Consider the following 22690-nt stretch of genomic DNA (forward strand, 5'->3'; position numbering starts at 1 on the left):
TGAAATCTATCTGGATCGCCCAACATAGGTCCAGAGGGGGAATTACGCATGAAAAAAATTAAAACATTACTACCATTTGTGTTAACGCCATTATGTTTAGCAATCTGGGGCTGCAACAGTAACGATACTTCTGACAATACTTCAGAAACAGCACTGCCCGTTCTAGGGGCCGCCACTCCCGGCGCATTGAACAGCTGCGAAGATCTGGTCACGCAATTTGTTTACGACAGCACCGTCATCACCGCCGCGCACACTGTTGAAGCCGGTCCGGTTAACTACAATGCCACTGAATCTTATGACGCTCCCGCACATTGTGTGGTTACTGGCTACATGAACGAACGTACCGGCAAAGGTATCAGTGGTGACACCACCTACCGTATTGGCTTTGAAATGCGCTTACCCATGGCGTGGAACGGTCGTTTTTATTATCAGGCCAACGGTGGTCTGGATGGCTCGGTGGCCACCGCTGTTGGACGATTTATGTTTTCCAACGACAGTGATTCCAGCGCCTTGACCAAAGGTTTTGCAGTGATCAGTTCTGATGCCGGTCACCCATCGCCAACACCAATGTTTGGTTTAGATCCGCAAGCGCGTCTTGACTATGGTTACAATGCCGTGGCGCAACTGACACCAATGGCGAAATCTCTGATTAAAACCGCTTATGGGAAACAGCCTGATCGCTCCTATTTTGGGGGTTGCTCAAATGGTGGCCGTCACACCATGGTTGCGGCCACGCGCTATGCTGATCTTTATGACGGTTTCTTAGTTGGTGACCCTGGTTTCAATCTGCCTAAATCTGCTATCGATCAGCTTTACGGCATCCAACAGTACGCATCGCTGGTGACAGTTGACCCCAACAACGTGCTGGCTAGCATCCAAGGCGCCATCACTAAACAAGAGTTCGGTGTAGTGTCTAAAGCTGTACTACGCCAGTGCGATGCACTAGATGGTGCCGCCGATGGGATGGTCAATGCTTTAGATGCATGTCAAAAAGCGTTTGATATTGAACGCGATGTTCCCACTTGCAGCGGCGACCGTGATGGTACCTGTTTGACTGAGGCACAAAAAACCGTATTAACCAACATCATGAATGGTGCGCACAACAGTGTAGGTGAAGCGATTTATAGCAGTTTCCCTTACGATGCAGGCATGGGCACCGACAACTACTTCAGTTGGGAATACAATATGGCATTGACGCGTGACTCAGGCGCCGTTGCCTATATCTTCACCACCCCACCCACCATGCTGGGCAATACTGAATCCGATGCCTATAACTTCGTCAAAAACTTCAGTATGGATACCGATGCACCCAAAATCTTTGCCACTGATGCCAACTTCACCGAATCGGCTATTGATTTTATGACACCACCAGACCCAACAGATATGGGCAAACTGCGTGATCGCGGTGCCAAGATCATGGTGGTCAATGGTTCATCTGACCCCGTATTCTCGGTTCAGGACACCATCAACTGGTATAACGGCCTAGAAAAGGCCAACACCAATGAAGCAGACAAATTCGCCCGGTTATTCCTGGTTCCAGGGATGAACCACTGTGGTGATGGTCCTGCGACAGACAATTTTGACGCCTTAGAAAAGTTGGTTACCTGGGTAGAAAGTGGCACGGCCCCAGAAAAGATTGATGCGTTTGTCCGGCCTAATAATGCGGAATTGCCAGCAGATTGGTCTACTCAACGCAGTCGACCATTGTGCCCATATCCTCAAATTGCCAAGTACAACGGAAGTGGCAGTATTGAGGACGCCGCAAGCTTTACCTGCAGTACCCCGGAATAACCGTTCCGAGCTCCCTTTTGCGTTCTTTTTAAGTTCGTTTCATCTTTCAGCCTGAACATCTGTTCAGGCTGCTTTTTTTGTTAACTTGACTAAGTGTCAGCGTTAAATCCGCTATTTATCGGTAAAACTGCCTAGCTTCAGCGCAATAGTAAGAAATTTCTAGTTATTATTCAGTAAGATATATTTTGGCCTGATTACTGCTTTGAAAGTTTGTTCTCCGAAAGCCACGCTGTGGCAACTCTGGGACAACTTCCCGACCGCGGGATTCACTGCAGTGGCTGCCCAACAGTCAGTGAGTCCCGCTCCTTTTCTCTCGGACACCATTACCCAGCAGTTGCCCTGCCGACACTCAGCAAGGCTAATTTTTGCTGGCGAGAAAGCTTCTTGATCTGTATCTCACGCTTGAGTGCCTCACTGCGACTGCCCACCAGCTCCTGATAGACCAACTGCAACGGTGCCTTGCCCTTTAAGTATTTGGCCGCCCTTGGCCCACCGCCTTGGTGCTCAACAAAACGGCGATTCACATCGGTGGTGACACCGGTATACAACTCGCCATCACGGCAGCGAATAATGTATAGCGACCACGAACTCATTTATATCCCAGCAAACCGAGGAAGAAAGCGTACTCCAGCGCGGTATCTTCATAGCTGCTGTAGCGGCCACTCTTGCCGCCGTGCCCCGCACTCATATCAACATGCAGCAGTAACAGATGATCATCAGTTTTATACTCACGAAGTTTCGCCACCCACTTGGCGGGTTCAAAGTACTGCACCTGGGAATCATACAAGCCGCTGGTCACCAACAGGTTGGGGTAGTCCTGATGTCTGACGTTGTCGTAAGGCGAATAGCTCAGCATATAATCGAAATAGGGCTTGTCATTGGGATTACCCCACTCATCGTACTCATTGGTAGTCAGCGGAATCGATTCATCCAGCATGGTGGTTACAATATCCACAAATGGCACATGAGCGGCCACCGCCAGATACAGCTCCGGCGCTTGATTGACCACTTCGCCCATCAGTAAGCCGCCCGCACTGCGCCCTGCCGCTAGCACCTTACCGGCAGCGCCATACTTTTCTTGCAGCAAACCACGGGTCACATCCACAAAATCGTTAAAACTATTCTGCTTATGCAGCATCTTGCCGTCTTGGTACCAGTGTCGTCCGAGCATTTCGCTGCCACGCACATGGGCAATGGCATATACCACGCCGCGATCGAGCAAACTGATAATATCATCATGAAATGCTGGTTCGATCACAATGCCATAGGCACCGTAGCCGTAGACATACAGCGGATTGGTACCATCGCGTTTGAATTTATCTTTGCGATACACCAGCGTAACTGGTACAGGAGTGCCATCGCGGGCAGTGATCCGTAACCGTTCGGTGCGGTAGTTCGCGGCATCAAAGCCGCCCAATACCTTTTCCTGTTTCAGCAGTGTGCGGCGCCCAGGAAAATCTAACTGGTAGTCATAAATGGTTTCCGGCGTTGATGGGCTGGAATAATACACCCGCAAGTCGCGGCTGTGCTGACTGGGGTTAACATCTAGCCCTACCACATACGCGGCATCGTCAAACTGCAATTCATAGCCACGAGTCGTATCGGCATCCGGATAAATACGGATATGACTCAGCCCCTGCTCGCGGGTTTGCAACACCAGAAAATCATCTAGCAGCAAGAAGTCTTCCAGCAATACATCTGGACTGTGGGGGATCACCGATTGCCAGTTAGCTTTATGACTCGCTTTGCTGATGTTGACTTGCATCAAGCGGAAATTCTGCGCTTGCCAGTTAGTCAGTATGTATAACTCGTTACCGCGTTTGGCAACGCTGTACTCCACCCCTTCTTCTCGTGGCGTAACCGCTAAAAATTCCCCCAACGGAGCATTGGCATCGAGCCATGAGACTTCACTGGTGGTGGTGCTTTCATGGGTCAATACAATGCGGGTCTCATCCAGCGTTTTCCCTAAATCAAGATAATAGGCATCATCCAGTTCGTGATACACCAAGACATCTGCGGACTGCGGTGTACCCAATTTGTGGCGGAAGACCCTATCACCTAACAGGGTTTGTGGATCTTTCGCAATATAGAACACATAACGTCCGTCATTGCTCCACACCACGTCGCCATCAACGTCGGTGAGCTTATCCGCTAATAACTGCCCACTGTGCAGATCCTTAAAGTAGACGGTATAGATGCGGCGACTGAGCGTGTCTTCCGCAAACGCCAGTAACGATTCATCAGGACTGACACTGGTGCCGCCGAGACTGTAAAATTCATGCCCGGCCGCCCGCTGATTGGTATCTAGCAACAGCTGTTCCGGGCCGTTAAGCGCGCTGCTGCGTGCCAATAGTGGGTATTCCTGTCCTTGCTGGTAACGGCTGTAATACCAATGCTTATGCCAATGATAAGGTACCGAGCTATCCTCAGCGGCGACTCTTGCTGTCAGCTCTTTAAACAGTTGCTGTTGCAGCGGCTTAAACGGCTGTAATTTAGCGGCGGTATAAGCATTTTCCTGCTGTAGATAATCCAGTACTTGCGGATCACTATGGCTGTCATCGCGCAACCAATAGTAGTCATCCGTCCGAGTAACCCCGTGCAACGTCATTGCATGGGGGATTTTCATCGCCACCGGGGCGGTGATTGCTGTTTGTTGTTTCATACTTTCGCATCCGCACAGCATTAGCGCTATGCCCGCCAGTCCAAGAGATACCAACAGTTTGTTCATGAGTTTTTCCTATGCCACTACAGCCGGTTTTGCGCTGTGCTCATGGCCGAAACTGCTGGCCGAAAGTGCTATAGTGAACGGCAAGTTTTATTACCGCAAGTGCCTGATCAGAAATGTGAACTACAGCCTTGTTATTTGACAATCTCAGGCGCATGCTAACTGCCGCCTGAGCATGCTCAGGCAGTATTCTCAGGGCGGGGTGTAATTCCCCACCGGTGGTAAATCGCCCAAACAGCGAAAGCCCACGAGCGCCTGATGTAATGTCAGGGTCAGCAGATCTGGTGTCCTCACCACATGTGACTATTCCAGAGCCGACGGTGTTGCTAGCAGTAGCTGGCTCAGTCCGGATGAAAGAGGATATGGCAACTGTTATACAGTCTGTCTTTCAGGCTTAAATCGCTGCAGTGGCGGTGATTAGGCTACTCCTTTCTTGCCCTGATTCTGGAAAATTCACGTTGTGATTTAAGGACTTTTACCATGAATCAGTCATTATTAGCACCTTTTGGTACTCCCAGTGAACGGGTTGAAATTGCCTTGCAAACTCTGCGCGAAGGCCGAGGCGTACTGGTGGTCGATGATGAAGACCGCGAAAACGAAGGCGACATGATTTTTGCCGCTGAAACCTTAACCAGCCAGCAGATGGCGTTATTAATCCGTGAAGGCAGCGGCATTGTCTGCCTGTGTCTGACCGATGAACGGGTCAAAGCACTGGATTTACCGCCAATGGTGACCACCAACACCAGCCAGTACGGCACACCGTTTACTGTCAGCATTGAAGCACGCGATGGCGTTACCACCGGCGTTTCTGCTGCAGACCGAGTGACGACTATCAAAGCAGCGATTGCCGATGATGCCAAGCCGGAGCATCTGGTGCGTCCCGGCCATGTATATCCACTACGCGCCCAGCCAGGTGGCGTTTTCACCCGCCGCGGTCATACCGAGGCCACGGTGGATCTGATGAAACTGGCAGGACTCAAACACGCCGGAGTATTGTGCGAAGTGACCAATCCCGATGGCACCATGGCCCGGTTACCGGAAATCATCGAGTTTGGTGCCCAACATCAGATGCCGGTACTGACCATTGAAGATATTGCCGCCTACCGCCAGTCTTTGATGGCGGATGTCGGCTAAGCCGGATTTCAATCTCAAAAAGCAGCTGCGGCTGCTTTTTTTGTTGGCGACACAGTTCACTGTTATTGTTGGAATTATCGGTAAAATCCCCATCAAATTCCGGCGAGAGCATAGCCAGCCAATCTGAGCGTGGCATAATAACCGCCAGATCAAATTTTACTGTCAGAATTAAGGTTGCTCTATGTCCATGTCTCAGGACCCTTGTGCCCGTCCGCAATTACTGCATCCCGATGACGCGGTACCAATGTTGCTGCAACAGGTTGTACCGCTATATGAAACAGAAACCGTGCCACTGACTGAAGCGCTAGGGCGGATTTTGGCGGAAGATTTATGCAGCAGTATTGAACTGCCGCCATTCAACAACTCTGGCATGGATGGCTATGCCTACCGCTTTGCCGATCTGCCAGTCAAAGGCACACTCACTGTGATTGGAAAATCGTTTGCCGGTCATCCCTATGTAGGTGAGTACCAACCCGGCAGCTGTATCCGGATCATGACCGGAGCCACCGTTCCCGAGGGTTATGACACGGTACAAATGCAGGAATATGCTGAGGTTAACGGCGACCAGGTGACACTGGAGCCCTGCAGCGAGCAGTGGGAAAATGTGCGACTGCGAGGCGGCGAAATGACCGCTGGAGCCAAAGTCCTCACCAGCGGCACTGAAATTCGCGCCGCCGAGATGGGCATTATCGCCACTATCGGCATCAGTCACCTACGGGTATTCCGCCGTGCCCGCGTCGCATTTTTCTCAACGGGCGATGAACTGCGCCCGGTTGGTAGTGAACTGGCACCAGGACAAATTTATGATTCAAACCGCTATTCCATCAAAGGCTTGCTGATTAAAGCGGGTGTGGAATGGATTGATCTTGGCGTGATTAAAGATGATCCAGAAGCTATCCGTCAGGCTTTCCGTGAAGCCGCCGCCCGCGCCGATATGGTACTCACTTCTGGCGGAGTTTCAGTGGGCGAAGCAGATTTCACCAAACAGGTGCTGGATGAAGAAGGCAAAATCACCTTCTGGAAACTGGCCATGAAGCCTGGCAAACCCTTTGCCATGGGCAAAATAGGTGAAGCGATATTCTGTGGGTTGCCGGGTAATCCGGTGTCGTCTATGGTCACCTTCTACAAGCTGGTGCTGCCACTACTGCGCAAACTGCAAGGGCATAAAGCTGTAACCCCTTTAAAAATCAAAGCTGTACTGACCAGCGCCATTCGCAAAAAGCCGGGGCGGGTTGAGTATCAGCGCGGCATCCTAAATCACAATATTGATGGCACCTTGCAGGTCAGCACCACAGGATCACAAGACTCTTCGCAGCTGAGTTCTATGCACTTAGCCAACTGCTTTATTGTGCTGGAACAACAGCAAGGCAATACTGCGGCGGGCGAGTTGGTCACCGTAGAACCTTTTAACAGCGTGTTGTGCTGACGGAGCGCCGCTAATGGAGCAGATTGACGATATTCTCAGCGACAGTGAAATGCTGCGTTACAGCCGCCAGATATCTATAAAAGGCATGGATATTGAAGGGCAAGAGCAGTTAAAACTAGCGAAAGTGCTGATGATTGGTGCGGGTGGTTTGGGCTGCACCGCGGCGCAATATTTAACCGTTGCCGGCATCGGCCAGTTAACGCTGGTGGATTTCGACACTGTAGAGCTTTCCAATCTGCAACGTCAGGTACTGCATCTAGAGCGCAATGTTGGCCAACCCAAGGTGGTATCGGCACAAGAAAAGTTACGCGAACTCAACCCGCATGTGGCTATCCGCACCATCAATCAGGTGCTGGACGATGCTGAGATAGACGCGCTGGTGGCAGAGCACACTATCGTCTTGGACTGTACCGATAATGTGGCGGTGCGGGAACAGTTGAACAAGGCCTGTTTTCATCACCAAATACCGCTGGTATCAGCCGCCGCAATCCGCATGGAAGGGGTGGTCACCATCTTTAACTATCAGCGCGATATGCCGTGTTATCACTGTTTTTCCAGCCTCTTTGGCGAGCAGCAGTTGAGTTGCGTGGAGTCTGGCATTCTGGCACCAGTGGTAGGACTGATGGGCTGCTTGCAAGCCACCGAAGCGATCAAAGTGATCGCCGGGCTCGGTAAACCGCTTTATGGCCGCTTGCTGATGGTCGATGCCATGACCATGGAATTTCGCGAGATGAAGTTACCGAAACAGCCCCACTGCCCGGTATGCCATGCCAGCTGAGTGTTAACTGTCAGTAGTTGCCAGTGCACTATAGGTTTTACGCCAAGCACTGGGGCTACTGCCAACTTCCCGGCGAAATGCCTCTCTTAATCCAGCGGCGCTACCAAAACCACAGGCTGCGGCAATCTGCTCCACCGACATGCGGCTGGACTCCAGTAACGACTGCGCCCGTCTTACCCTAGCGCCATAAAGCCACGCCATAGGCGATATTCCCGTTTGCTCGTGAAAGCGCCGACTCAGGCTGCGCTGGCTGATACAGGCGCGTTGTGCCAGTGTTTTCAAGGTCAGAGGTTGATGGAGCTGATCCAGCATCCACAACTGCAAGTCTTGCAAGGGTGATGCCGCATGCTCGTTATGGCGGTATAGCTGTTGTGCTTGTGAACCTTGCCGCGCTAGTGGCATAACCAGCATATCTGCTACTTTTTCTGCCACTTGTACCCCAAAATCTCGGCTAATCATATGTAGACACAAGTCCTGTCCGGCAGCGAGCCCGGCCGATGTTAATAACTGGCCGTTATCGACAAACAGCACATCGGATTCCATTTTAATGGCGGGATAGCACTGTGCCAGCGTCTCCACCAGCGTCCAGTGCGTCGTTGCTCGCAAGCCGTTTAGCAGTCCGGTCGCTGCGAGAATTGCGGCTCCGGTACAAATAGAGGCCAAACGAATGCCCTGGGCCGCTACCTGCTGCAACACCTCAATGACCTGCGGCTGATGGAATTCCAGCATCTGTAGATTACCGGGAATGATCACGGTATCCGCATAAAACAACTCGGACAGCGGCGCTACCTCGTTGATGGTGACAGCACCGCTACGCGCTATAGGTTTGGGGCCACAGAAAAACACCTCATACAAGGCTGTGCCTTCGCTGCTACGCGCCATAGGAAACATTTGTTGCGGGATCGCCAAATCAAACAGCACCACCTCATCGACGGCCAAGATGGCCAAACGATGGCGATCAGATTGTCGGCAAATAACAGCTGACATTGTTACACTCCACAGAAACCCTATCGCGCCAATCTATCCTAAGCCACCACATGGCACCAAACTCAGCGCCACTAAATGGCCGGCAGCTCACACTCTATCAACGTTGGCCAGATCCTTACGTTTTCTGGCGGCATCGCCCCTTTCGGTCATACCGCGACCGCTCTATTGTGGCCCAGCATTAATCTTATCGGAGGAATTATGGATCGCAGAGATTTTACCCTTTCCTGTTTGGGAGGCATTGCCGCAATGAGTACCGCCGCATTTACGGGTAACGTGAGTGCCACCCCAGCAACGGCACACCAGCAATTGCCTGCTGACCCGACTAAACCACATATTGCATTTGTTATCTATGACGGCATGACCGCACAGGATCTGATAGGTCCGGTAGAAGTGCTGGCCAACAGTCATTTCAACGTGGATTTTGTCTGGCGCGACAAAAATCCGGTATTTGCTGAAAACCGTGCTAATCGCCAGTTGGGCTTTTTGCCAACGGCCACTTTCAATGAACTACAACATACCGATATTCTGTTTGTGCCGGGAACCAGTAACCCTTATTTGCAGATGCGTCAGCAGGATATGGTTGATTGGGTAGCACAGGTGGGCGCTCACGCAAAATGGGTGACCAGTGTCTGCAGTGGTTCCTTTATTCTGGGGGCCGCCGGATTGCTGAAAGGTTACCAAGCAACCTCTCATTGGGCACTTAGAGACAATTTGCGTTATTTCGGTGCACAACCTGTAGCACAACGTGTTGTGCGTGACCGTAACCGGGTGACTGGCGCAGGGGTGACTTCCGGCATTGATTTTGCGCTACAACTGTTAGCGTTATTGACCAATGAACAGTTAGCACAAGCCACCGAGTTGACACTAGAATACGATCCGCAACCACCCTATCACACCGGTTCGCCCAAAGTGGCACCGGCAGCATTGGTCGAGGCTTCCCGCAACGGTTACTTGCAGCACTTAGCCCAAATCGAACCCGATAGTACGCAGCAGTTGTTGCATACCGCCAAACGCTTAGGGGTACAGTTGAGCTGACGCTATGCCCGGCAGCAGATTTCTTTCCTGCCGGGCAAATTCAACAGATGTTGCTGGTTTCACGTACATTTCTTCTATATCTTGATCTGATCGTCATTGATATTTTCAGGATATATGCGCAATGGAACACAGCGTTTTTGACCGGACCAGCACCGATGACAAGGTGATCGGTAATAGCCTGTACAATCTGATTATCGGCATTACCTTGTTGTGGGGGTTCGCCATCAACTATCTGATGGTCAGCAATATCGACCCGCAGGGTATTGCCAGTATCAATCCTTGGCTGTTTTTTGGTGGTTATTTTATTAGCTGTTTTGCGGGGATCTATCTGTTTCAGAAATCCGATAACCCGCTAGTCAGCTTTATTGGTTACAACCTTGTCGTGGTGCCATTTGGCTTAATCATCAATCTGGTCGTCAGTCAGTATCAGCCAGACTTAGTCGTTGAGGCGCTGCGCATCACCACGCTGGTCACCCTCGGTATGATGGTGCTGGGCACACTTTTCCCGGCGTTCTTTGCGCGGATAGCGGGCGCCTTGACCATCGCGCTGTTACTGGTGATCGTGGTGGAACTGATTGAACTGTTTTTCTTCAAAACTCACCACGGTATTCTCGACTGGATTGTCGTGCTGATTTTCTGTGGTTATATCGGTTATGACTGGGGTCGCGCCAACGCCATTCCTAAAACCGTGGATAATGCCATCGATAGTGCTGCGGCACTGTATATGGATATCATCAACCTGTTTTTGCGAATTCTGCGTATTCTTGGTAATCGCCGCTAAACCACCAGCCAGCATTGGCTGCGCCTGAATGTGGCAGTCATACTGAAGTTGTTATTTTACCGATATTTGTCAATGGAGAGAATCTTCGATATGCACCCGGTCGATACGGGCAAAGCCTATGATCAGCTTGCAACCATCTGGGACAGTGACAGTTTCAATCGCCTTAACGGCATTAAGCAACACCAGCGTGCACTCAAGTTTTGCAAAAACATGGGCAGCGCACTGGACATAGGTTGTGGCTGTAATGGCCGTTTTATCGATCTTTTAGCAGCCAAAGGATTGCAACCGGAGGGGCTGGATGTTTCCGGAGAAATGATCCGGTTGGCCCAGCTTCGCCACCCACAATATTCGTTTTATCACGCGGATATCTGTCAGTTTACCCTACCTAAAACCTACGATTTTATCACCGCTTGGGACAGCATCTGGCATATTCCACTAACGCAGCAACGCCAGGTGATCACCAAGATTATTGCTGGCTTAAACCTCGGTGGCATCTTCATCTTTTCCTTTGGTGGCGTTGCCTCTGAGGGTGAACACAGCAACAACGTTATGGGGCCAGAAGTTTATTATTCCACCCTGGGAACCCAAGGCTTTTTATCATTGCTGCTGCAACTTGGCTGCCAGATAAAACATCTGGAATATGATCAACATCCTGAACTGCATACCTATCTGATCGTGGAAAAAACGTAAACGGCCCATTCTCCGGCGTGAATTTCTTGGTACTTAATGTTACTCAGCGCCACCATAAGTTGAGGTGTAATAACTCATACATGCTGTGACGGTTTTGATTATTTATATAGGGTGGCTTGAGCGCACGCCTACACAACTCACTTCTGGACAATTCCGAGTTAAAGCATTAAATCTAACTCGACAGTTTCAGATAAGAATTTCTATGAAAAGAATGCAACACAAGAGCAGAGGAATAGAATGGAGATTCACTATCTTTGTTGATAAAATATTGCTATTCATTGCATAGTTTTGCCAAGCTGTTCCAAAATGCCGAGACAGAATGACTATTATTCCTGACGGCTTTACTTAAGCAATTACAATAAAGCTCAGTCACTTCATGTAAGGCATCTATTACTAGCTTTCTGGCTTCTTGTGGAGTTAATTCTAGAAATTCGTCAGTCACAAGTGGCATAAGTAAACATTCCAATAGAAGCTGAATAACTTGATCACTCAAAGTTTCGCAAGAAGTCAGTGATTGCAACAGTGCCAGCATTACATTCTCCACCCCAGAATCTGCTTCTTTTAATAGAGCTTTTTCCATTAGCTTAAATAAGCAGGCTTCTACAAGAAATTTGATATTGCTTGGTTCCCAATTAGATGAATGTGCTTCTATGTAACTCTTTAATGAACCTAGCTGAACAGTATCGCCTTCATGGATAACTCTATGTAGGCAAGTATAAGCAATAGAACTTAAGTTGTTATGGATGTTTAAATCAATCAGATTATGGATAACTTCAATACTAGAGTTATTGATAATCTTTTCCTGAAAATCATCTGGTTGAAGCGGGATGGATGAAAAACCTTGCAAAATAAATCTAGTGAAATGATCGATACAAAAATGCCCTATATTAAGGCTGATTGCCAAAGCGTGACTCATTAGGAAACTATGTGTAAATACATCCCGTAGCTTTAGCTTAATATTCAACGGAATATTGAGTTTTGAATCAGAATGTTTCTGTGACCTTTCCAAAATTGATGTCAAATGACTAATAAAATCGCTAGATAATGAAACTTCGCCATTAAAATCTTCAAAATAAACGGTGCAGTATTTTTCATTAAGTACAGGCCGTTTACCTTTATATATATCACAGTATTGACTCAATAGATCATATACATATTCGGTCATGTGCCACGTACAATTATTGAATATGTCAGGTCCGAGAAAAGCAAGAAAGACAGCTGTCATCTCGTCAATAACAAAATCGGTACATAGTGATTTTTCGTATACAACTTTACTCGTATTAATTTCAATTCTTACATCTGGACATAATACAGCTAAAATTGCTTTTTCAAAATTATTCTGACCGTTTACATGACGAAATTTCATATCCACAGGAAATGATTGCCTCATCAAAGGTTTCAGTTTTTCTCTTGACTCCTGGATAAGAGCGGTTAACTTTTCAAGTTCAGCAATTATTTCTTCAGCGGTCGCGTCTTCAGGTAGGTTAATGATGTGAAAAACTTCTTTTTCATCATCGTCCATTATTTCCATAGCAATTTGGTAAGCAGCAATAATTGGGGACATTTTTTCAGTTAGCGTGAACATTTTTACAGGCAATAATAATGCATCCCCATTTTTAGCTTCCATCAGTTTTTTTGCTACTATCCCATTGATGTCAATTAGATATTGTGGACATTTCGAAACAAATATTTTTCTCACGACCAGCTTAATATTTGATTGATGGTTTCCAGTATATTTAAAGGCATGTAGATACTTACCTACTGCCATTGGCCAACTTTGCTGATAAAAGTTTTAGCTTGCGTGAAATATAAGTTTAAAATAGTATTTAGCGTTATTCTGTGGGTCATTCAAGAACCAATCGATGATACGCTCTCCTACATCCTCTATTCTGTGGGAAAAATAAAATGCTAATTGCCAAGAGTAATCGTCGAAATAATTATCAAAGACACTTAATGGCACTTCATATGTGAGTTTCCTCGCATTTTCTTGGTCTTGCATATAAACAGAATTAAGGTATCGTACCCACAAGTACACAAGCTTTCTTTTTTCATAATCTTCCAAAGATACCTTTTTTTGATAATTATCAATGCTTTTACGAAGTAAATGTGATGCTATCAGGTAGTCGTTTTGGTTTTCTGCAATTAGTGAGAAAAGGGTTACCACTTCATCAAGATATTTTTCTTCATTAGAAAGACGGTTTAGTTTATTCTCTAACGTTTGGAACTGCCTTGATGCATGCAGATAACATAAGTGAGAGTAAAAATATTCAGATAACCATGGAACGTCATCCCCAAAAAACATATCTGTCAGTAACAAGGCTAACTCTGGGTATCCATTTATTGCTAATTCTTGAGTAACAATGTTAATAAATGAAGGATTTAAACTGGTGTTTTTAAATGAATTTATTGCGCTCTCAATGTTTTCATATGGAAACTCATTTCTTTCAAGAATAGGAGAACTTAATGCCGCTAATGCGATTAGATTAGCATTGGATGCTATAGTGTTTTTTTCAGACAACCGATTTAATGTGCCAACGATAAGATCATTATCCCCGCTTTGGTAGAGAAGATTACAAACATTAAATTTGCAAATTTCTTCCTCCTTCTGATTAACTAACATTAGCATGAGTTCTTCTGGTTCGCATTGATGCAATGCTTCATAACCCTCATTCAAAGTACACAAATATCGATTTTGAAGTACTTCGATATCAAAGAAATTTTTGGTCTCTATAATTTTTCTATTTCTCTCTATGCAATCATTCATAGATTCATTCGTCATGTATGAATAGCAGAAAAAATTGCAAAGGATGTGCATCAATTTAAAATCTGGAAATTCAAGTGCATCAATCAATAAAACAAGTTCTGTACATAACTTGTCAAACTCTACTTTATCCTTATATGATAGACGGTAAAAATCCTTATTAATTTTATTTTGAATTGATATGCACTGTAGAATTATATTTTCCCGCTCAAACTCTCTTAATGGGTTTAATTTTTTTAACTTTTCTAATGCTTTACTAGCCAGAGTGAACATAGAAAGATTCACAGAACTATCAAATAGTGCAAAAAGTTCAAAATCCGACAGTGTTGAAAAAACTTCATCGTTCTTATTAATTATTTCTAAGTCTTCTCTTTTTGCCAGTTTGGTAATGTAAAAATATCTAGGAATACTTATATCATTAAGAGTCTTGGATATATCTTCAAATCTTTGACGAGCTATGTCAAAACCTCTTTTTTGCTCAATTAGTTTGAGTAGTGCTGCTTCTGCTAATCCCTTTGTGAAGCTGGATAATTGTTGAGATGTGTTATAAGCTTCGATTCTATTAAGGTCATCAGTCGCTACCTCATTACTATCAACCAAAATTATCTTAAGGCACGAAACGGCTAGTTTTGCCTCTTGGTTTAAAGTCGGGATCCCGCTGATTGTTTCCAAGCGCTGTAATGCAGAGCTTACTTTCCCTTCCTGCAAAGACTTAAGTATTTGGATAAGATTAGGTTTAATTGGTTCGAGGCTTAGGGCGTCTGTAACATGATTAACGATACTGTTGATAACTCCATTGTTGACATATTTATCCCCTTTAAATGCATCACCTGCTCCATTACTGGTGATAGTACACGTAGTCATTAATACCTCTTACCGAATTTTATGTATAAGAATAGAGTTGAGAGCAAGTCCAGTGTAATGCACTCACAGAGTATAGTCAGGAGGGATAATCTGTGTTGTAAGCTAGTGATCGCTACTGTCGCTGTCATTATTTACAATAATCTTATCTCCGCTAATCTTGTCACCATAGAATGCGTCACCATCACCGTTAGCAGTGATATAGACTACGTGTTTAGGTTGAGAATTCAACTCATTAACAATAGCTTTCAATCGAGTGTTTGCCTCAATAATTGCAGAAAGTTGTTCCTTAGAATCTACGTTTTTAAACTCTTCCTTATCAATCTCTTGGGCGATGCTGGCTGCAACAGTAGAATTTAAATTTACGAAATTTTCTAATGCAGCTTTTACATAAGCAGCAGTTGGCTTGATAGATGACTTAACCAAGTCATAAAGTGCTCCACCTAGGAGAGCGCTAGTAACAAATTCCATAAACTTCCTTTCCCTAAATCTATGTATATCGCGAGCCATTATTATACAAGCGCTTTCTATGTGTTCGAAAGCTCTGGTACGGTCTGATTTCTATAGACACTCTGTAGTATTACTAAAATTTGGTCAATCAGTGTGTATCACACCTAGCCAAAATTTATGATGCTGACTCGCAATGGGGCAAAACCAGGCTAGGGCAATCGGTCAGATATGGTCACATCAAGGAAAGAAACAACCTAAAAAATTGTGTTCAGACCAATCCGGTTAAGGCCATGTTAACCATCTGCAACCGCCTTGAAATGACTTTACCTTTTGTAACCTAAGAGTGCTTCTTGGGCCGCCGCTTTGGTGGCAGTATGACGGCTATAAAGCATTTACTGAGGATATGCTTACCATGCAGAAGTTTCTGATTTCTGGCCTGACCGCCTTAAGTCTGGCCGTTACCCCCATCCTTGTGTACGCCCACGATGGTCATGATGAACGCGGCTATGAACACGGGCATCATGGCGATCCGCACCACGGTCATGCAGGTAACATTATTGTGGTTAATAACAATGTACACCGTTCAGCACCACATGTGATGTCCTATCACGGCAATGCGCTGGCCGATTTGGCAACTTTCGCGGTATTTGCAGGGATTACTTACGCTATCGTGGGGGACAACTATTATCGCCAGAGCGGAGATCAGTACATTTATGTCCAGAATCCTCCCGCTGGCAACTATACCGTGGTCAGTACTCCAACCGTTGTAACAGGCAGCAGCACCCTAACACCAGGCACCGTAGTGGACGTAATTGCCGGGGTGACCAAAAAAGTCGCCTATGACGGACGGTTATATTATTGCGCGAATGGTATTTGGTACTTGCCGTTGGATGGTGGAAAGCAATTTGTGGTAGTGAACGCGCCGTATTGAGCTTCCTGACAACAACACTTGAGACCAGTTAAATTGGACGGAATGGCAATTGTGCTCAGGTAGCACAATTGCCGCTAACGCTGCGGCCAGTTGAGCGACCAAGGTTCACCCCAAACTTGCAACTGGTTGGCAACTGCGGGCGTTTGAAACTGACTGCCTGTTTGCGGCGGACACAGATAGCGAAACACCTGCCCTTGCCAATGAAACTCCAAACCGTAGGCGTGCAGATAACCACGTTCAGTAATGGTTTGAGCGTCACCGTACAAGCTATCGCCGAGGATTGGCACGCCCAGACTACTCAGTGCCACCCGCAGTTGATGGGTTTTACCACTCAAGGGTTTTAGCAAATACAGTCGCAACCCTTCCGCCACTGACTGGCTAAAAAACTGTGTAATGGCAGGATTGGCGGTAGTTCGCAGCAGTTTATACATGCCGCGACGAGATTTAGCCATATCGCCAATCACCCAGCCCTGTTTTTTCTTCGGTTTGCCGCTCGCTAATGCTAGATAGTATTTCTGCACCTGGTGCTGGCTAAACATGGCGGTAAATCCAGCTGCGGCGGCAGAAGATCGTGCCAGCAGCAACAATCCTGACGTCATGGTATCGAGCCGATGCACCGGATACAGCTTGATGTTTAAGTCGGCTTCCAACTGCGCCACCAGCCCGGCAGTGCCATCCTGGCTATGGAAATGCACGGCCGGGGCTTTATCCACCACAATGAAATCCGCCTCAGTGGCGAGCAGACGATAGTTATCAGGATTGGTCATGAAGGGTGCTTCTGTCCATCGGCTATTCAGGCACGCGGGAAGTTAAGAATAACTTTCAGCCCCGGCTGGTTATCGGTGAGGTTAATTGTCGCATGATGGCGCGATAAAATCGCTTTTACCATCGATAGCCCCAAACCACTGCCCTGCTCATGTCGGCTGGGATCAAGCCGCACCAATCGTTCAAACACCTTTTCACGGGCTGCTTCCGGGATACCAGGGCCATTGTCACTGATCTCAATACTGCCACCGCGCTGGCGAATACAGATACTGGCGCCCTCACCGGCATATTTGATGGCGTTGTCCACTAAATTGAACAGCGCTTGAAATAACAGATGTTTATCGCCAGAAACAACATAATCCTCGTTGGTTTCCAGCGTTAGTGTTTGCTGGCGCTCTTCCGCCAGAGCTTCTGCCATTTCCCGCAAGTCGGCACACAGATCATGCAAACTCACCGGTTGTAATTCCAACGCCTGCTGGCCTTCTTCAATACGCGTCAGTGACAGCATAGCGTTAAAGGTTGCCAAGCAGTGATCCAGCTCATCGGTCAGTTCGCCGCAACGTTCGGCTAAGCGTTCCGGTGGCTGATAGGGCAACTGCTCCAGCCCAATGCGCAAATGCGACAGCGGTGTGCGCATATCGTGGGCAATGTTATCGGTTACCCCCCGCACTGCGTGCAGGTTATGCTCCAGCGTGTCCAGCACCCGATTAAATTGCGCCGCCAGCAGATCAAACTCATCCTGCTTGCCACTGACAGGCAAGCGCGTGTTGTAATAACCTTTTTCAATACGTTCACTCAAACGGTTGTAATGGACCAAGCGGCTGAGTAACCCTTTGGAGAACAGGTAACCCACCACCAGCGCCAACACGATAGTCAGCGCCAACGCGGTTAATGCTGCACTGACAAATTTATCAATCAATGCCGCTAAATGGTCGGTGCGGGTGGCGATTAACACGGGGCCATAACGGGTCATCACCACGCCGCCGGTGAGAATATGCAGTTTTTCCGGGCCACCGGTAAATATTGGAAATTCGCGGGTATTGGGCAACAACGGCATGTTTTCTGGCATCAGTGTTAACGAGCCGACCATCTCTACTCCGCCTTGCCAGGCAATTAATGCGGTACGTGAATCTGAGGCACGGATCTGTGCCGCAAATGCCCGCCGATCAACAGTCAGAGATAACTGCTGATAGCGCTGGGCTTCTGATAATAGATGTTGCCGAACTTGAGCCTGCTGCTCCGTCACCAGTTGGCGGTACAACACCAGCAGCAAGGTGCCGATGATTAACATCACCAGCACCGAGAAAATAACAGTAATGCGCCAAGCACTGCTTCTAAAGGGCTTAATAACCTTTGCGGAGACGATAGCCAGCACCTCGTATGGTTTCGATCAGCTCGCCGTGCCCAAGATCTTCAAATTTACGCCGCAGTTTGGCGATGTGAACATCGATGACATTAGTGCGCGGGTCGAAGTGATAATCCCATACCGCCTCAAATAACAATGTGCGACTGACCACCTGATTGGCGTGTTCCATCAGGTACTTCAGCAACAAAAACTCCTTTGGCTGCAGCAACAGTTCTTCTTCATTGAGGGTGACGGTGCGGGTCAGTAATTCCATGCGTAATGGCCCGACTCGTAAGTCGGTTTTCGCCGGTTGTGACTGCCCACGTTGCATCAGTTTTTCTGCACGCACTAGCAATTCAGAAAAAGCAAACGGCTTGGTCATGTAATCATCACCACCGGCGCGCAACCCTTTAACCCGTTCATCCACATGGCTGAGCGCGGACAGGATCAACACCGGTGTTTGATCGCCGGTAGCCCGTAGCGCTGCCAGCAGTTTCAAGCCATCGAGCCCAGGTAACATACGATCGAGGATCAGCAATTCAAACTGTCCTGTCGTCGCCAACATCAAGCCCTGCTGACCATCGGCGGCAGTTTCGATACTGTGGCCCTGTTCTAAGAAGCCCTTGACGATATATTCCTGGGTGGTGGCGTCATCTTCGACCAGTAATATCTTCATCTGTTAATCCCATTTCAGTAACGGCAATTGCCGCTGATGTTCAATGTCATATGCAAGTTTGTGGCTGCCATTTTCATCCAGCACTTTAAGTTCTAGATAACTGATCCCTAAGTCTTGATCCAACTCCGCCTGTTGCAAATAACCGTTGTTGTGAACTAAGGCTAACTGGGTCAGCATGGAAAACCGCTGCTGGCGTTGCTGTAACATCAGCGCTAGCGCCAAAGGTGGCGCATCCTTGGCAAGCCTGCGCGTGTGGTTGTCGAGCACTTTGCCATCAACGCCATCCAAGGTTAGTTCACTTTGATTACGGCTACGGGGGTCAACCAGTGTAAACCGATATACCAGTTTACCGTCGTTGATTTCAGCAATAAATTCAATGATCTCACCCAGATTCTGCGCTTCGGCACTGGCAATCGCGGCAGCCGGAACCAAATGCTGACCATCTCTAAATAAGCTGAGCATCGGCGATGGCGCTGCGAATGCAGCAGAACACCACAACAACAGGGTTGCCAATATCAGCCTCATGTCGCCTCCATCCAAGCAGACTGCCGTAGAAATCGCTTTTTTACATTCATTTAATGGTTATCAGCCAATTGCATATGGTCAATTTCCACTTCTGGACCGAAGCGGGTATTGCCGACTTTGCCCGTCAGTGTCAGTGGTGTATCACCTTTGACGTCAATATGACGCCATAATGCATTGTCAATTTCGACTTTCAGTTCACCACTCTGATCGCGAAACAGATAATGTTCGCCACCCAGCGCCTTGATCAGATAGCCTTGCAACGCTACCTGTGTATCAAGGTCTGCACCCTTGGCAGCTTGCGCTGTTGTCACCGAGGCACTCGCCATCGCCGGTGCAGTGACGACCAGTAACGCGCCTAATAACCCGCAAATTCTTTTGGTCATCATGCATACCTCCTGAAATATTGGGCAATTTAGTATACGGAAGGTTGCTTTAAACCTGCATGGAAACAAGATTAAGTTTTGATCATCTGTCGGAGGATATGCAGGCTGGTTCATGTTCCAGCAAGTGGATAAGGTCAGATTTCAGGGCGACTTCTGTTTGCAAGCCTGCCGCAAGGGCCAATTTCTGCACCAGATGCAATGGCACCTCGGCATGCAGCTGATAAGCAATACTGGCAATGCTCGCCACTAAGCGCACGGATTCCCCCATCACCAGCAACGAGTCAATAGTGACCGACAGCTTGTTGTAACTGCGGCTCAAGCGGCCACTGCTGATGGCGTTAAAGCGGATGCCTTGATTGGGGATCACCCAGCGCACATGCTCACCACAACGCTGACGCGCATCGGTGTTACAGGCAATTTTCTGTTCGCCAAACTGCAACCACTGCAGTTGCTGCTGCTCGTCATACGGTAAGACCTTGGCATCAAAGATATTACGCAAGCCCATCTGCCGCGCCACAGCTTCATTACGCGGCTTAAGCAACACCTGCCGTGGCTCCCCCTGCTGCAACATCTGCCCTTGGCTGATCAATACCAGTTTATCCGCCAGCAGCAAGGCCTCGTTAATATCATGGGTCACCATGATAACCGGGATCTGTAACTGACTCTTCAAACGCGCCAGCTCGATATATAAGCGCTCACGAGTCTCTCGATCCAATGCCGAAAACGGTTCATCCAGCAATAATACCGAAGGCTCCCGCGCCAACGCTCGCGCCAGCGCCACCCGCTGTTTCTGCCCACCGGATAACTGATGTGGCAACCGCTCGGGTAATCCCTGCAGATTTACCCGTTCCAGCCACTGTAGCGCCCGTTGTCGCCGTTGTGATTTGGGTAGATGGTCAAGACCCGCCATCACATTAGCCTGTGCGCTGAGATTGGGGAACAAACCATAGTGCTGTGGCACGTAGCCCAGATGACGTTGTTGTGGTGACAAGTTAATTCCGTCAGCAAACCACAACTGTTCGCCACAACGGATTTCACCGGATTGTGGCTGATTGAGTCCGGCAATCATCCGCAGCAAGGTTGTCTTACCGCCACCAGAAGGGCCAACAACGGCGAGTAATTCCCCGGCACGACAACTGAACTCGGCCTGCAGCGGAATACCATTCAGCTGTGAAATATGCACATGCAGATCGCCGCGAGCCTTCATCGATGACGCTCCATCCGCCGCGACAGCGCCGTAGTCAATGCCAGTGTGGAGATAGCAAATAACAACAGCAGCAATGACATATTACCGGCAGCACTGAAATCAAACGCCTGCACATTATCGTAAATCGCAATGGAGATAGTTTTAGTCTCTCCAGCGATGGAACCGCCCATCATCAGCACGACGCCAAATTCGCCCAGCACATGAGAAAAACACAAGACTAATGCGGTGAGAATTCCCGGCCATGCCAGCGGCAGTTCCACCCGAAACAGTTGTTTCAGACGCCCCATACCACAACAGGCACTGGCATCGCGCACCTCTTGGGGGATCGCTTCAAATGAACGCTGAATGGGTTGTACGGCAAATGGAATATTGACCAGCACTGACGCCAGTACCAGACCAGAAAAATGGAACACCAACTGCACATCAAAATATTGTTGTAGCAGTTGGCCGATAAAACTGTCACTGCCCAAGCTGACCAATAAGTAATAGCCGATGACCGTTGGCGGTAGTACCAACGGCACCATAATCAAGGCTTCTAACCAGGACTTACCGGGGAAACGCTCGTAGGCCAGCGGCCTCGCAATAATCACGGCCAGTGGGATCAGTATCAGCACACTGATGGCGGCCAATTTGATCGACAACCACAGTGACTGCCAGTCCATCAATGGCCCTCTTCTGGCAGCGCAAAACCATAGGCGCGGAACACTGCTCGAGCAGGTTCGCTTTGCAGGTAACGGTAGAAGTCTTGGGCAACATCCCCCGCGCCTTTAAGCAACACCATACGTTGCGTCAACGGGTGGTGTTGCTCGTCTGGCAACGCCACGTATCGCCCACGTTCGCGAAACTGCGGAGCCATTGCCAGCGACAAGGCAACAATGCCGCCTTGAGTGGAGCCACTGAGCGCAAACTGGGCGGCTTGCGAGACGTTTTCGCCATAAACAATTGAAGGCTGTAGCGCTTGCCATAACCCCTTTTGTTGTAATAACTGACGGGCGCGTTCACCATAAGGCGCATGTTCAGGGTTGGCGATGGCAAACCGTGTCAGTTGTCCACTTTGCAGCAGTTGTGTCAGTCCTGACAGGTCGGTATCGAGAGTCAACGGTGAGTTATTGGGTGCCACCAAGGCTAATCGGCCATAGGCATAGACCACCCCGTTATCGGCAGTTACCTTGGCAGATGCCAGTGCTGCCACATATTTTTCATCTGCCGACAAAAACAGTTGAAACGGCGCACCATGTTTAATCTGCGCCACAAAATTACCCGAGGAACCATAGGAAACGCGCAACTGCTTGCCAGTTTGCTGCTGATAGTTTTTAACAATCTGCTCCATGGCAAACTTGATATTGGCCGCAGCGGCAATATTGGGGACTTCAGCGGCCACCCACGGACTGCCACAGATCAGCAATAACAGTGCTAACGAACGCCACAACCAAGCCATG

At 48.2% G+C, this 22690-nt stretch carries 22 protein-coding genes and 1 riboswitch; of the genes, 8 read left to right on the forward strand and 14 right to left on the reverse strand.

The window, feature by feature from the left end; all coding sequences use genetic code 11:
* Positions 1 to 48: 48 nt before the first annotated feature.
* Positions 49 to 1791, forward strand: a complete 1743-nt coding sequence (locus IE064_RS09940) for a tannase/feruloyl esterase family alpha/beta hydrolase (RefSeq protein ID WP_189617680.1) — start codon at positions 49 to 51, stop codon at positions 1789 to 1791.
* 323 nt (positions 1792 to 2114) lie between these two features.
* Here the strand turns inward: IE064_RS09940 and IE064_RS09945 are convergent, their stop codons facing one another.
* The gene (locus IE064_RS09945) at positions 2115 to 2384 is read right to left on the reverse strand and encodes a GIY-YIG nuclease family protein (protein ID WP_189617681.1); all 270 of its coding nucleotides are present in this window, start codon (positions 2382 to 2384) and stop codon (positions 2115 to 2117) included.
* Positions 2381 to 4519, reverse strand: a complete 2139-nt coding sequence (locus tag IE064_RS09950) for a S9 family peptidase (RefSeq protein WP_189617682.1) — start codon at positions 4517 to 4519, stop codon at positions 2381 to 2383. The genes IE064_RS09945 and IE064_RS09950 overlap by 4 nt, the downstream gene beginning before the upstream one ends.
* Before the next feature lie 181 nt (positions 4520 to 4700).
* Positions 4701 to 4882, forward strand: a riboswitch (FMN riboswitch).
* A gap of 114 nt (positions 4883 to 4996) precedes the next feature.
* Between IE064_RS09950 and ribB the strand changes: the two genes are divergently transcribed.
* From ribB to moeB, 3 genes are all read left to right on the forward strand, one after another.
* A complete protein-coding gene (ribB, locus tag IE064_RS09955; protein WP_133040572.1) occupies positions 4997 to 5650 on the forward strand; it encodes a 3,4-dihydroxy-2-butanone-4-phosphate synthase in 654 nt (217 codons plus the stop codon).
* A 181-nt stretch (positions 5651 to 5831) separates the two neighbouring features.
* On the forward strand, positions 5832 to 7076 hold the full coding sequence (gene moeA / locus IE064_RS09960; protein ID WP_189617683.1) for a molybdopterin molybdotransferase MoeA: 1245 nt from the start codon (positions 5832 to 5834) through the stop codon (positions 7074 to 7076).
* A gap of 13 nt (positions 7077 to 7089) precedes the next feature.
* Positions 7090 to 7854 (forward strand): molybdopterin-synthase adenylyltransferase MoeB, encoded by a 765-nt coding sequence (gene moeB / locus IE064_RS09965; RefSeq protein WP_189617684.1) that lies wholly within the window; start codon positions 7090 to 7092, stop codon positions 7852 to 7854.
* 3 nt (positions 7855 to 7857) lie between these two features.
* Here the strand turns inward: moeB and IE064_RS09970 are convergent, their stop codons facing one another.
* Positions 7858 to 8841, reverse strand: a complete 984-nt coding sequence (locus IE064_RS09970; RefSeq protein ID WP_189617685.1) for a GlxA family transcriptional regulator — start codon at positions 8839 to 8841, stop codon at positions 7858 to 7860.
* Between the two features lie 198 nt (positions 8842 to 9039).
* Here IE064_RS09970 and IE064_RS09975 point away from each other — a divergent pair, with 198 nt between their 5' ends.
* The 3 genes from IE064_RS09975 to IE064_RS09985 all read left to right on the forward strand — a co-directional run bounded on the left by IE064_RS09975 (position 9040) and on the right by IE064_RS09985 (position 11347).
* On the forward strand, positions 9040 to 9876 hold the full coding sequence (locus IE064_RS09975) for a DJ-1/PfpI family protein (protein WP_189617686.1): 837 nt from the start codon (positions 9040 to 9042) through the stop codon (positions 9874 to 9876).
* Positions 9877 to 9997: 121 nt separating this feature from the next.
* Entirely contained in the window at positions 9998 to 10657 is a 660-nt protein-coding gene (locus tag IE064_RS09980; RefSeq protein WP_189617687.1) for a Bax inhibitor-1 family protein, read from the forward strand.
* Positions 10658 to 10747: 90 nt separating this feature from the next.
* Complete coding sequence (locus IE064_RS09985) at positions 10748 to 11347, forward strand: class I SAM-dependent methyltransferase (RefSeq protein ID WP_189617688.1); 600 nt, start codon at positions 10748 to 10750, stop codon at positions 11345 to 11347.
* A gap of 271 nt (positions 11348 to 11618) precedes the next feature.
* Here IE064_RS09985 and IE064_RS09990 read toward each other — a convergent pair whose 3' ends face one another.
* From IE064_RS09990 to IE064_RS10000, 3 genes are all read right to left on the reverse strand, one after another.
* Positions 11619 to 13115, reverse strand: a complete 1497-nt coding sequence (locus IE064_RS09990) for a hypothetical protein (RefSeq protein WP_189617689.1) — start codon at positions 13113 to 13115, stop codon at positions 11619 to 11621.
* A gap of 24 nt (positions 13116 to 13139) precedes the next feature.
* Entirely contained in the window at positions 13140 to 14972 is a 1833-nt protein-coding gene (locus IE064_RS09995) for a hypothetical protein (protein WP_189617690.1), read from the reverse strand.
* Positions 14973 to 15074: 102 nt separating this feature from the next.
* Entirely contained in the window at positions 15075 to 15440 is a 366-nt protein-coding gene (locus tag IE064_RS10000) for a hypothetical protein (protein ID WP_189617691.1), read from the reverse strand.
* A gap of 391 nt (positions 15441 to 15831) precedes the next feature.
* On the opposite strand from IE064_RS10000, the gene IE064_RS10005 reads away from it, so the two are divergent.
* Positions 15832 to 16350 (forward strand): hypothetical protein, encoded by a 519-nt coding sequence (locus IE064_RS10005; RefSeq protein WP_189617692.1) that lies wholly within the window; start codon positions 15832 to 15834, stop codon positions 16348 to 16350.
* Between the two features lie 74 nt (positions 16351 to 16424).
* Here IE064_RS10005 and IE064_RS10010 read toward each other — a convergent pair whose 3' ends face one another.
* From IE064_RS10010 to modA, 8 genes are all read right to left on the reverse strand, one after another.
* On the reverse strand, positions 16425 to 17117 hold the full coding sequence (locus IE064_RS10010) for a TIGR01621 family pseudouridine synthase (protein ID WP_189617693.1): 693 nt from the start codon (positions 17115 to 17117) through the stop codon (positions 16425 to 16427).
* A gap of 26 nt (positions 17118 to 17143) precedes the next feature.
* Positions 17144 to 18409, reverse strand: coding sequence for a sensor histidine kinase (locus IE064_RS10015; RefSeq protein ID WP_189617694.1), 1266 nt, complete (start codon positions 18407 to 18409; stop codon positions 17144 to 17146).
* A gap of 49 nt (positions 18410 to 18458) precedes the next feature.
* Positions 18459 to 19136, reverse strand: a complete 678-nt coding sequence (locus IE064_RS10020; RefSeq protein ID WP_133038931.1) for a response regulator transcription factor — start codon at positions 19134 to 19136, stop codon at positions 18459 to 18461.
* Positions 19137 to 19139: 3 nt separating this feature from the next.
* Positions 19140 to 19661: a PepSY domain-containing protein gene (locus IE064_RS10025; RefSeq protein ID WP_189617695.1), complete on the reverse strand. Its 522-nt coding sequence runs from the start codon at positions 19659 to 19661 to the stop codon at positions 19140 to 19142.
* Between the two features lie 50 nt (positions 19662 to 19711).
* On the reverse strand, positions 19712 to 20047 hold the full coding sequence (locus IE064_RS10030) for a NirD/YgiW/YdeI family stress tolerance protein (protein ID WP_189617696.1): 336 nt from the start codon (positions 20045 to 20047) through the stop codon (positions 19712 to 19714).
* A 79-nt stretch (positions 20048 to 20126) separates the two neighbouring features.
* The gene (locus IE064_RS10035) at positions 20127 to 21251 is read right to left on the reverse strand and encodes an ABC transporter ATP-binding protein (protein ID WP_189617697.1); all 1125 of its coding nucleotides are present in this window, start codon (positions 21249 to 21251) and stop codon (positions 20127 to 20129) included.
* Complete coding sequence (gene modB, locus IE064_RS10040) at positions 21248 to 21913, reverse strand: molybdate ABC transporter permease subunit (RefSeq protein ID WP_133038927.1); 666 nt, start codon at positions 21911 to 21913, stop codon at positions 21248 to 21250. The genes IE064_RS10035 and modB overlap by 4 nt, the downstream gene beginning before the upstream one ends.
* Positions 21913 to 22689 carry a molybdate ABC transporter substrate-binding protein gene (gene modA / locus IE064_RS10045; RefSeq protein WP_189617698.1) on the reverse strand — a complete coding sequence of 259 codons (777 nt, stop codon included), beginning with the start codon at positions 22687 to 22689 and terminating at the stop codon, positions 21913 to 21915. Before modA ends, modB begins: the two co-directional genes overlap by 1 nt.
* Position 22690: the final 1 nt, after the last annotated feature.

It is taken from the genome of Shewanella fodinae, assembly GCF_014651955.1.
Taxonomy (GTDB): Bacteria; Pseudomonadota; Gammaproteobacteria; order Enterobacterales; family Shewanellaceae; genus Shewanella; species Shewanella fodinae.